This window comes from Methylobacterium sp. J-001 (genome assembly GCF_022829565.1).
Taxonomy (GTDB): Bacteria; Pseudomonadota; Alphaproteobacteria; order Rhizobiales; family Beijerinckiaceae; genus Methylobacterium.
In genome coordinates, this window is the sequence record NZ_JAKSYN010000043.1 from 43,248 (window position 1) to 54,568 (window position 11,321).

Here is an 11,321-nt window from a genome sequence, read left to right on the forward strand (position 1 = left end):
GCGGCAAGCTCTAGCCGCCCGCGGCGGCGCCGTCACCCCGTCACGCGTGGAACATGCCTTGCCTATAACAGTAGAGGCCAGCAGACCGGAGCCGGGACGGATTCATGCAACACGAGCCGAGCCGCGAGCCCGAGGAACTGGAGAGCCATCTCCTCGGCCTGATCGAGAGTGCCCGGGAGCAGGCCCGGGAGGACCCGTTCCGCAATCCGGTCCTGGCCGTGACCCTGGCGATCACCCGCCGGTTCGACCGCAACGAGATTTCCGCGGGCGATCTCGACATCCTGTTCGCGCGGCTGCGCGCCGCTGCGCTCGCGGCTCGGGCGGAGCGGCTGCGCAGCTATGTCGGGCTGGAGGCCGGGCCGGCCGACCCGCAATCCGCCATCCCGGCCCGCCTCGTGGCCGCGGCCAAGGACGGCCCCGACGGCGTCTCGGCCTTCGCGGCCTTCATCCACCACACCGCCTTCGCGGTGGTGTTCACCGCGCACCCGACCTTCGGCATGCCCAAGGCTGTGGCAACGCTGCTCGCCCAGGCCGCGAGCCTGGCCGATGTCGCCGCCCGCGCCGAGCTGATCGCCCGGGCCGCCGCACATTCGACCCGGCCCGACGCGCCGATCACCCTAGATGTCGAGTTCGAGCAGGCCTGCGCGGCGGCCAATAACGGCCGGCTCGCGCTGGACGCGTTCAACGGCGCCCTGCTCGACGCCGCCCGAGCCCGCTGGCGGGACAGCTGGACCGAGCTGACGCCCCGGCCCTTCGCCATCGTCAGCTGGGTCGGCTGCGACACGGACGGGCGCACCGATATCGGCTGGTGGGACACCCTGCGCTACCGGCTGATCTCCAAGCGCATGCAGTTCGACCGGGTGATGCGCGACCTGCCCGAGAGCCCCGCCTGCCGGGAGGTCCGCGCGCTGGCCGAGGGGGCGCTCGCCGCGGTCAACCGCCAGCTCGCGGTGGCGCCCCGGCTCGGCGACAAGCCCTCGCTCGAATCGGTCCACCGCTTCGCCCTGGCGCTGATCATCGAGCGCGAGCGGGCGCAGACCGATGCCGGCGCCCTGGTGGCCGGCCTCACCGCCGCGCTCGAAGCCGCCGACGAATCCGACAAGCGGGCGATCGCGATCCTCCGCTCGGGCGTCGCCACCCACGGCCTGTCGAACGCCCTGCCGCATTTCCGGCTGAACGCCAGCCAGATCCACAACGCCGTGCGCCGGGTCATCGACCTGGAGGGCGAGCCGACGGATTCGGCCCAGCGCCGCTCGCACCTCGCCACCATCCACAGCCTGCTCAACGACGTCCGCCCGGTGGCGGTGGATTTCGGCGCGCTGGCCGCCGAGCGGGCCTCGGCCGCCCGGCTGATGATGACCATCGCCCAGATCCTCAAGCACGTGGACGGCACCCACCCGGTGCGCTTCCTGATCGCCGAGACCGAGACCGGCTACACCCTGCTGGCCGCCCTGTGGCTCGCGCGCCATTACGGCATCGCGGACAAGCTCGAGATCACGCCCCTGTTCGAGACCGCGAGCGCCCTGGAACAGGGCATCCGGGTGCTCGACGACGCCCTGCGCAACCCGCACTGGCGCCAGTACCTGAAGCGCATCGGCCGGCTGACCGTGCAGTTCGGCTACTCGGATTCCGGCCGCTATGTCGGCCAGCTCGCCGCCACCTTCTGGATCGAGCGGCTGCGCCTGCGCATCACCGAGATGCTGGTCCAGAACGGCTTGGCCGATGTCGAACTCGCGATCTTCGACACCCACGGCGAATCGATCGGCCGGGGCGCCCACCCGACCTCTCTGCGCGACCGCCTCGCCTACCTGGCCCCCGAGGATGCCCGCGACCGCGCCCGCAAGGCCGGCCTGAAGGTGCGGCTCGAATCGAGCTTCCAGGGCACCGACGGCTACCTGCTCTACGGCACCGAGGCGCTGGCTCAGGCCAGCGTCGCCCGCATCGCCGAGCACGTCTACGCCCTCGACATCGCCGAGGAGGACAGCTTTTCGGATTATGCCCTAAACGACGATGCGGCGCGCACCGATTCCAAGGACGACCCGATTTATTCGGAGCCGGATTTCGCCCTGGAATTCTTCACCGCCGCCCGGCAGGACATGGAGGCGCTGGTCGACGATGCCGGCTACGCCGCCCTGCTCGGCACCTTCGGCCCGAGCCTGATCGACCGCACCGGCTCCCGCCCGGTGGCCCGCCAGACCGACACGGGCGGGCCGGCGCGGATCACCCATCCGACCCAGATGCGGGCGATCCCGAACAACGCGATCCTGCACCAGCTCGGCTTCCTGGCGAATTCCCTCCACGGGATCGGCCGGGCCGCCCAGCGCGGCCCCGACCTGTTCCGCGACATGCGCCGGGATTCGGTCCGCTTCTCGCGGGCGTTCCGGCTAGTCCAGCACGCCGCAGCGGTGGGCGATCTCGACGTGCTGCGCGCCTATATCGACACCCTCGACCCGGCCGTCTGGCTGGAGCGGGCCCGGCGCACCCGGAAGGATTTCCGCCGGGAGGAGCTGGTCGTGATCGCCGGCGCCCTGGAGCGGCTCGACCTCGCGGCGTCGCTGCGCGGCCTGTTCGGTCGGTTGACCCGAGACTGGCTGGCGCTCACCACCGCCGCCCCGGACCTGCCGGGTATGTCGGCCCGCCTGACCCTGCTGCACGCCCTGCGCCTGGCGCTGATCCACCGGATCTGGTTCCTGGCCGTGCACATCCCGGGATTCCGGCCGCAAGCCGGCATCTCCCGCGAGCAGCTGCTGGAGCGGTTCCTGCGTCTCGACATCGACGGGTGCCTGACGCTCCTCGACGAGATCTTTCCCGTCACCCCGGATCCGACGCTCGGCCTGAATTTCGGCGAACCGGCCGGCCCCCGGGATGTCGGCACCTACGAGGCCGAGCATGCCAACCTGTTCCAGCCGATCCGCCGCCTGTTCGACCAAGTGCGGGAGATCTCGGGGATGATCCAGCACGAGGTCGGAGCGTTCGGGTAGAACCCTGCGCACAGACGTGCGCACGGGTTCACCGGACGCGATGCCGAAGGCCACAGCGCGCGATCGCACCGGGCCTCCGATGCAATCGCACACTCGATACTTCGAGCACGTCCGAAAACGGCGGCATAGATCGACATCCTCGCAATCGTGAACAAAATTTAACACTCAGCAGGTTCGAATATAAATCATCGAGATAAGAAACAGACGATCGGATTTTGAATTATTGCGATCCTAACGGTGTTTAGAAAATAATTTTATTTGACTCGAAAGCATAAATTCATACGGTTGCCGATAGAGTGTCGCCCAGATCGGCATTTTTCTTTAGCAAAGAAATTCGAACGGGCCGACGAAAGATCTCGTTCTATCGCAGGTTCAAGTACACATCATGCCCAGTCTCAGCATCGGTCGCAAACTTACGCTGTCTACAACGTTGACTGGCCTGATCGCCGCCGGTGTGATCTATAACCAGTGGAGCAGCAACACACAGATCCGGATGGCGACCGAAGCGCTGGCGCGCGAACAGGCGATCCTCCTCGGCATCTCTCAGGCTCAGCTCGCCCTGAATCGGATCCAGGTCGACTACAAGGCCATCGATCTGGCGCGGACCGGACCGGAGGCGGAGAAGGTCGCGACGGCGGCATTGGACGAGGCGGCGGCGGCCTCCAGGGGCTTGGAACGCCCGATCGCGATCGCATTGAAGCCGGACGTCCTTCAGGAGAGCGCGCGCCATCTGCGCGACCTGGCCGCGGCCTTGCGCGACTATGTCCAGATCGGCCGCGCGGACCTGTACGGCCGGGAGGTCGACAGTGCCCGAGCAGGGGCGGCCCGCAAGCAGATCGCCGACCTGAGCGAGCGTGGCGAGAAGACGATCAATGCCTCGGTGGCGAACGCCAATCGCTTCACCGAGGCTGCACTGCAGACGGCCTTCGGACAGGTCAGTGCGGCGACAAGCATCGGCCTGGTCGCGGGTGCGGCGCTGCTCCTGAGCCTGCTTGCGGCGGCGATCCTGCTGATGCTCAACATCCAACGGCCGCTCGTCCGGCTGGTGGCGGCTCTCCAACGCATGGCGAGCGGCGAGATCGACGCCGAGATCCGCGAAGCGCAGCGCACGGACGAAATCGGCGCCCTCGGCCGGGCCGTCGAGAACATCAAATCCATGGTCGCCCGCAAGGCGGGCGAAGAGGCGGCGCTGCGCCAGGCCGCCGATGCCGCCGCCGCCGCGGCACGCCAGCGCACCATGATGGAGCTCGCCGACAACTTCGAAGCCGCCGTGGGTGGCATCGTCGGCCTCGTCTCAGACGCGGCGATCGAGCTGCAGGCCACGGCGCAGACGATGACCAAGACCGCGACTGAGACCGCAGTGCAATCCACGAACGTCGCAGCGGCCGCCGAAGAGGCCGCCACCAACGTCCAGACCGTCGCGGCGGCGGCCGAGGAACTCGGCTCGTCCGTCAGCGAGATCGGCCGTCAGGTCACGGGCTCGACAAACCTCGCCAAGGCGGCGGTCCTGGACGCCGACCAGACCACGCAGCTCGTACAGGTGCTCAGCCAGACCTCGGCCAAGATCGGCGACATGGTCGGCCTGATCGCCAACATCGCGAGCCAGACGAACCTGCTGGCGCTCAACGCCACGATCGAGGCCGCACGTGCCGGCGAGGCCGGCCGTGGCTTCGCCGTGGTCGCCACCGAGGTCAAGGAACTGGCCAGCCAGACGGCGCGGGCCACCGATGAGATCGCCCGCCAGATCGGCGCGGTGCAGGGCGTCACCGAACAGGCGGTCGATGCGATCGCCACGATCACCGCCCGCATCCGCGAGATCGACACCGTCGCCACATCCATCGCGGCGGCGGTGGAACAACAGGGTGCAGCGACCCAGGAGATCGTCCGGAACGTCGCCCAGGCCTCGACGGGCACGAGCGCGGTGACCGGCAACATCGTCGGCGTCGCCCAGGCCTCCGAGCAAACCGGCGCCGCGGCAGCCCATGTCCTCAGCTCGGCCTCCGCGCTGTCACGCCAGTCCGAGCATCTCTCGACCGAGGTGAGCAGCTTCCTGAAGACGGTGCGGGCCGCGTAAGGCCGGGCCTCCCAAGGATACGGATTCGGACAGGAAACCGCCGTGACCGTTTATACGGTCACGGCCCATCGCACGCTCCGCTGCGTCGACATGGCGAGCGGCCTGACGCCGCTCGCCGAATCGTCTCCCTCACCCCGGATTCGACGCTCGGCCAGACCGTTGACCGGCCAGCCCCGGGACGCCGACATCCACGAGACCGAGCTTGCCGACCTGTTCCGGCCGATCCGCTGCCCCTTAGACCCGGTGCGGGAGATCTCGGGGTTGATGCAGCATGTGGTCCGATCGGACGAGGCGACTGACGCCGCCAGGGGCCCACCAGCCGTTACGAGCCCCGAGCGGGATACCGGGTCGCGATCCGGTCGAGCAGGATGTGCGGCACGGTGAGGGCCGACAGCATCTGGAGTGTCAGGGTCAGCAGGTTCGCCGGCGCATCGGGGGCGCCGGGCGCGTAGAGCGGCCAGAGCGCCGCGCCGAGGAGAAGCGTCAGCCCGAAGACCGGCAGCGCCGCATGGACCGCGCGCCGGATCGTATCGACACCGGGGGCCTTCGTCGGATCCGCCAACAAGGCGCGCACATGCCGGGGGCCGTGAAGGCCGACGAAATACAGGGTGAACGCGGTCAGCGGCGGCAGAGACCAGAAGGCGAGCGCGAGAAGCGCCATCTCGATGAGCACGGACGTCCGCCGTGGCCCCGTCAACAACCAGATTGCCGTAACGGCGACCCAGACCCAGGCCGCAGCCGCCCACCACACGGGGAGCTGCGGCATCGGCACCCGCGTGACCACCGCAAAAAGCCCGGCCGTCTCCTCAGGCCGCAGCAGAGCCGGCAGGGCGATCGGGAGCCCGCCGCGGACGAGGGCCTCAAAGTGCCGGCTCGGGCCGGCATCCTCCTCACCGAAATGCAGCACCGACAGCGCCAGGAAGCCCGCCAGGGTAGCGAGGGGCGCCACCTGCCAAGCCAGGAGGACCAGGGCCGAAAGCCCGAGATACGGCACGGCAAAGACCGCGAACCACATGCGTCCGAAGCGGGGGCGCAGCAGAGGGGCCGCCACGGCCCCGTCCAGAGCGCCGTGGGGCACCCCGAGGACGATCACGACCGTCAGCGCGACGAGCCACGCGGTCTCGCGCGGCAGGATTGCGGAGGCGACGAGACCGGCAGCGACGAGCGCACCGGCCAGCCGCAGCGGCGCCGTCCCCGATACAGGAACGGGATGGCGGCTCGCCCGGACAGACTCCCCGCGGGAGAGGATGGACGAAGGAGCCGCCATCCGCGTCAGGCCGCCCGGCGCAGCGGAGCGGCTTTCGGGCTTTCCATCAGGTCGCGGTCGACGGCCCGGGTCGTCTCCAGCGTGGCCATGATGCCGTAGACGACCTTGGCGGTGAGATCCAAGATCGCGATCACCGCCAGGGCGAGGGTCGGCGACAGGAAACCGAGGCCGTCCTGTCCGATGAGCAGCACCACCGGGTAGGCACACCAGACGCCGGTCAGGAACACGGCATTGCGCAGGAAGGCTTTCCGCACATCGGCGCGCTCGCTGGCATTCTCCTCACGCAGCTGCACGAAGATCCCGTAGAACACGGCGACGAACGCGCCGCAGGAGATGGCGAACCAGGTCCACTTCACCGCAGCGACGTTGGACAGACCGAAGGCCAGAGCCGTCACGATCATGATCAGGTCGGACCCGATCAGCCCCCAGACCACGGCCGGCCGGCGCATCCCGGAATGCATCGCGGTCCGCGAGAGGCCGAGCAGCAGCAGGGGCGTGGTGAAGGTCCAGTCGATGTAGCGCGCGAAGTAGAACTGCCGCGCGGCTTCCGCGGCATCAGGGCCGGCGGGAAGAACCAGACTCCCCTGCCCGGTCGCCATGGCGAAGTAGGAGCAGGCCGCGATGATCGGCACGATGCCGTGGATGATCCCGTCCGCTTCTTCGGCCGGGGTCCGTCGCTTTGCCATGAACAGGATCACGGCGGCGCCGGCGGCCATGCCGGCAAAGCCCAGCCACAGCCAGAATTGAGGCGTCATTGATATCTCGTCGGAACAGGGATGAAAGGCACGCCAGGAAACGTGGCGGCCGCCTGCCCAATCTGCGCCCGTCGTGATTGTTGCGTCGGACGATGGTCACGGTCGAGTGAGAGGACGCTCCGCGTTGCACTGCGCGCGGACGTCCGAGCCGGTTTACCCAGCTGCCAGAAGGTGTTCGCCCCGACGGACGATAAAGGGTCGCACCGCGCCGCGAGGCCTGTCCGCCCGCGGAACCGTCCGGCCGCGACGGATCGGGTGATCGCCGTCAGAATGCCGCGGCGGGCCTATCCGGCGCCTCACGCCGCCTCCACCCGCAGCACCGTCCCCGAGAGCCCGACCACCCGCACCCGTCCCCCGGCGGGCAGGTTTTGCCGCCGCGATGTCGCCCTCGGCGATCGCCCGGCTGACCATCCCGGTCGCCGCCGCCTCGGCCTCGGCGGAGCGCTCGCGCGCCTCGGCATCGCGGAACGCGGCCTCGCGGCGGCCCTCCGCCTCCAGGATCGCCGATTGCTTGCGCCCCTCGGCCCGCAGGATCTCTGCGGCGCGCTGGCCCTCCGCCTCCAGGATCGAGGTGCGCTTCTCGCGCTCGGCCTTCATCTGGCGGGCCATGGCGCCGGCGAGGTCGGCGGGCGGGACGATGTCCTTGATCTCGATGCGGTTGATCTTCACGCCCCAGGGCGAGGCCGCCGCGTCCAGAACCCGCAGCAGGCGCTCGTTGATCTGGTCCCGGTGGGCGAGGAGCTGGTCGAGATCCATCGAGCCGACCACGGTGCGGATGTTGGTCATGGTCAGGGTGGTCATGGCCAGGTCGAGATTCGCGACCTCGTAGGAGGCCCGGGCCGCGTCGAGCACCTGGTAGAAGACCACCGCGTCGATGGTCACGCCGGCATTGTCGCGGGTGAAGGCCTGCTGGCTCGGGACGTCGATGACCTGCTCCATCACGTTCATCCGGCGGCCGATGCGCTCGACGAACGGGATGATCAGGCCGAGGCCGGACTCCAGCGTGCGGTTGTAGCGGCCGAACCGCTCCACCGTGAACACGTGACCCTGCGGGATCATCTTCACGCCGGCCGCCAGCGTGATCACCGCCAGCGCCGCCGCGCCGACCGCGAACGTGCTCAGCCCGATCGTGAGATCCATCGCCGCCAAGCCCCCCTTGCCCGCCGCGCATCGGGCGGCTCAGATGCCAGCGTACCAGCTGAATCCGAGGCCCGCGACCATGCTGCCGCGGCCGTGGCCGATGCCGTCGACCCGGTCCACGGCCTCGATGCTGCTGAGGTATTTCAAGGACTTGTAGCCGAGCTGGCGCTCCACCCGCAGGCGAACAGGAGCGCCGTGAGCCACCGGCAGGTCGGCGCCGTTCATGCCGTAGGCCAGGATCGTCTGTGGGTGCAGGGCGTCGAACAGGTCGTAGCTGTCCCACCAGCCGTCGACGGTGCGGATCACCACGTAGCGCGCCTCCGGGCGCATCCCGGCGGCGGCGAGCACCTGCGCGAGCGGCACGCCGGTCCATTGGCCGATCGCCGACCAGCCCTGCTCGCAGGAATGGAGCGTGATCTGCGTGCGCGCCGGCATCGCCTTCAGCTCCGCCAGGGAGAACGCCCCCGGCCGCGCGACGAGGCCGGTCACCGGCAGGCGCCAATCCGAGAAGCCGGCCGCTTTCGAGCGGCGATAGGCCGGATCGTCCGGGTCGGTGGTGTTGATGGTCGGGAACACCGCCGAGATCGCCTCGGGCCCGAATTCCCGGGCGAGCGGCTGGCGCGCCAACAGCAGGCGCTGCCCGGCGAAGGTCAGCCAGTCGCTCAGGCCGTAGGGGTTGGGGCGCAGTTGCGGCGCACCGGGATCGCAGCCGCCTACGAGGCCGGCCGCGCCGAACCCGGCGGTTCCGAGGACCAGGCGGCGCCGGGTCAGCGCGCTCATCGGGTCTCCTCCGCGTTGCCGGCCCGCCCGAGAATCATGCCGCGCATCAGCGCCACCGGCCGGTTGGCCAGCACCTGCCAGATGTGGATGGCGAGGAATGCGACCATCGCGAAGGCCGAGAGGAAGTGGATCGTCCGGGCCGATTGCCGGCCGCCGAACAGGGTGAACAGTTCCGGCCAGGCCGCGGTGACGCCCGGCGACATCGTCAGGCCGGTGAGCAGAATCAGCGGCGCCAGCACCAGCAGGACCCCGAGATAGGCGATCTTCTGGAGCGCGTTGTAGCGGCCGGTCGGCGGCGCCCCGCCGCGCAGGCGCAGATGGTCCCGGATTTCGCCGGCCAGCGCCCGGGGCTTGATCTCGGCCGGCGCCGGCAGGAGGCGCCGCCGCAGATGCCCGCGCAACAGGGCGAGGGCCAGATAGGCGGCGCCGTTGAGGACGAAGATCCAGGCGGCCAGGAAATGAAGGTTGCGCGCCCAGCCGGTCTGCTCGAGATCGACCGGCAGGGGCAGCGTGATCCAGGCCGGCGCGCTGTTGGACCCGGTCTCCCCCCAGAACAGCTTCGGCAGGGCCAGCAGGATCGCGGTTCCGCTCACCATGAGCGCGAGCGTCGCGGCGGCGCCGATCCAATGGGTCAGGCGCACCCAGGCCGGATGGCGCACGCGGCTGAATGGTCGACCTGTCGTCTCGATCATCATCGGTTCAGACCACAGCCCTTATGGACATGGGAACGCGCTGCGTCCGTCGTCGCTCCCGGTGCCGATGACGCAACGCTTGGTGAAGAAACGATGGGCATGATACCCGCCACGCTCGCTGCGGACGATTTTCCTTTCGCTCCGCTGCGGCCGGCAAAGATCCCCACACAACCGGATGCGGTGCGCGCGTGAAGATCGCTGTCCTGGCACATCTGAAGTACCCGATCGGCCAGCCCTATGCCGGCGGTCTGGAGATGCACACCCATCTCCTCACCGTGGCGTTGAAGCGGCACGGGCACGACGTGACGCTGTTCGCAAGCCGGGGCTCGGACCCGGCGCTGGATCCGGTGATGCTGTGCGATCCGACCGGGGACGCCCTGTCCGATCCGGAGCGCGAGGAAGCGATCGACAAGGCCGAATACGACGCCTACCGGCGGATGATGGAGATGGTCGCGGCCGGGGGCTTCGACCTGGTGCACAACAACGCCCTTCATGCGTTGCCGCTGCAGCAGAGCGCCCGGCTCGGCCTGCCCTGGGTCACGGTTTTGCACACGCCGCCCTTCGACGCCCTGGTCTCCGGGGTGGTGCAGGCCGATCCCGACATGGCCTTCCTGGCGGTGTCGCCGTCGCTCGCCCAGGAATGGGAATCGCTCGTGCCCGGCGCGCAGGTCGTCGATAACGGCGTCGATCTCTCGACCTTCGCATATTCCGAGACGCCCGACGCGACGCCCTTCGTGTTCTGGTCCGGCCGGATCGTGCCCGAAAAGGGGCTCCACCTCGCCATCGACGCCGCCCGCGCGGCCGGCTTGCCGCTAAAATTCGCGGGCCCGAAGCTCAATCCCGGCTACTGGGCGGCCGAGATCGCCCCGCGGCTCGGGCCGGACCTGACCCATCTCGGGCACCTCTCGCACCGGGACCTCGCCCACCATCTCGGCCGCGCCCGGGTGGCGATCGTCTCGCCCCGCTGGGAGGAGCCGTTCGGCCTCGTGGTCGCCGAGGCTTTGGCCTGCGGCACGCCGGTGGCGGCCTTCCGCCGGGGCGCCCTGCCCGACATCCTCGACGCGCAGTGCGGTCGCCTCGCACGGCCGGATGATTCGCACGATCTATCGGTGGCGATCCGCGAGGCGGCCGGCCTGTCGCGCCGGGCCTGCCGCGACCGGGCGGAGGCGCTCTATGACGCCGCCGCCATGACCGAGCGCTACCTCGAGACCTACGATGCCGTGATCGCGCGCTGTGCCGAGCGGGCGCGGCCGACGCTGCGGGTGGCCGGGGGACGGGCGTAGAATAAGTCCCGGAAACACGACGCGTTTTCCCCTCCCCCTTGGGGGCTTGCAGATCCACACATCGGGGTCACAGAAGACACAGGAAACACTGCGGCTCTCCCTCCCCCCTCTGCGGGGGAGGGTGGCCCCCGAAGCGGGCCGGGAGAGGGGTGCGCCGAGTCCGCACGCGTGGCGGATGGGGAGAGGTCCCGAACCCTCGAGGTGCTCCCCTCCCGACCCGCCCTGACGGCCGGCCATCCCGCCGCCGCAGAGGGGGGGGGGAGGGGCCAGGCCAAGGCCGGCCCGGCCCTCCTGTTGTGCCCCGCACACGCCGTACTGCGGTCGGCGAACACAATGCTCGACACCGGCC

The 11,321-nt window shown here is 69.6% G+C and carries 8 protein-coding genes; 3 read left to right on the top strand and 5 right to left on the bottom strand.

The window, feature by feature from the left end; translation table 11 throughout:
* The first annotated feature begins 104 nt into the window (after positions 1 to 104).
* On the top strand, positions 105 to 2,981 hold the full coding sequence (locus tag MKK65_RS04665) for a phosphoenolpyruvate carboxylase (protein ID WP_243955831.1): 2,877 nt from the start codon (positions 105 to 107) through the stop codon (positions 2,979 to 2,981).
* A gap of 385 nt (positions 2,982 to 3,366) precedes the next feature.
* The gene (locus MKK65_RS04670; RefSeq protein ID WP_243955833.1) at positions 3,367 to 5,055 is read left to right on the top strand and encodes a methyl-accepting chemotaxis protein; all 1,689 of its coding nucleotides are present in this window, start codon (positions 3,367 to 3,369) and stop codon (positions 5,053 to 5,055) included.
* 322 nt (positions 5,056 to 5,377) lie between these two features.
* Here the strand turns inward: MKK65_RS04670 and MKK65_RS04675 are convergent, their stop codons facing one another.
* The 5 genes from MKK65_RS04675 to MKK65_RS04695 all read right to left on the bottom strand — a co-directional run bounded on the left by MKK65_RS04675 (position 5,378) and on the right by MKK65_RS04695 (position 9,692).
* Complete coding sequence (locus MKK65_RS04675; protein WP_243955840.1) at positions 5,378 to 6,322, bottom strand: Brp/Blh family beta-carotene 15,15'-dioxygenase; 945 nt, start codon at positions 6,320 to 6,322, stop codon at positions 5,378 to 5,380.
* A gap of 5 nt (positions 6,323 to 6,327) precedes the next feature.
* Positions 6,328 to 7,077, bottom strand: coding sequence for a bacteriorhodopsin (locus MKK65_RS04680; protein WP_243955848.1), 750 nt, complete (start codon positions 7,075 to 7,077; stop codon positions 6,328 to 6,330).
* Between the two features lie 153 nt (positions 7,078 to 7,230).
* On the bottom strand, positions 7,231 to 8,217 hold the full coding sequence (locus MKK65_RS04685; RefSeq protein WP_243955850.1) for an SPFH domain-containing protein: 987 nt from the start codon (positions 8,215 to 8,217) through the stop codon (positions 7,231 to 7,233).
* A gap of 39 nt (positions 8,218 to 8,256) precedes the next feature.
* Complete coding sequence (locus MKK65_RS04690) at positions 8,257 to 8,997, bottom strand: molybdopterin-dependent oxidoreductase (RefSeq protein ID WP_058193964.1); 741 nt, start codon at positions 8,995 to 8,997, stop codon at positions 8,257 to 8,259.
* The gene (locus tag MKK65_RS04695; RefSeq protein WP_243955852.1) at positions 8,994 to 9,692 is read right to left on the bottom strand and encodes a cytochrome b/b6 domain-containing protein; all 699 of its coding nucleotides are present in this window, start codon (positions 9,690 to 9,692) and stop codon (positions 8,994 to 8,996) included. The genes MKK65_RS04690 and MKK65_RS04695 overlap by 4 nt, the downstream gene beginning before the upstream one ends.
* Positions 9,693 to 9,877: 185 nt before the next feature.
* Here MKK65_RS04695 and MKK65_RS04700 point away from each other — a divergent pair, with 185 nt between their 5' ends.
* The gene (locus MKK65_RS04700) at positions 9,878 to 10,972 is read left to right on the top strand and encodes a glycosyltransferase family 4 protein (RefSeq protein ID WP_243955854.1); all 1,095 of its coding nucleotides are present in this window, start codon (positions 9,878 to 9,880) and stop codon (positions 10,970 to 10,972) included.
* The last annotated feature ends 349 nt before the right edge of the window (positions 10,973 to 11,321 follow it).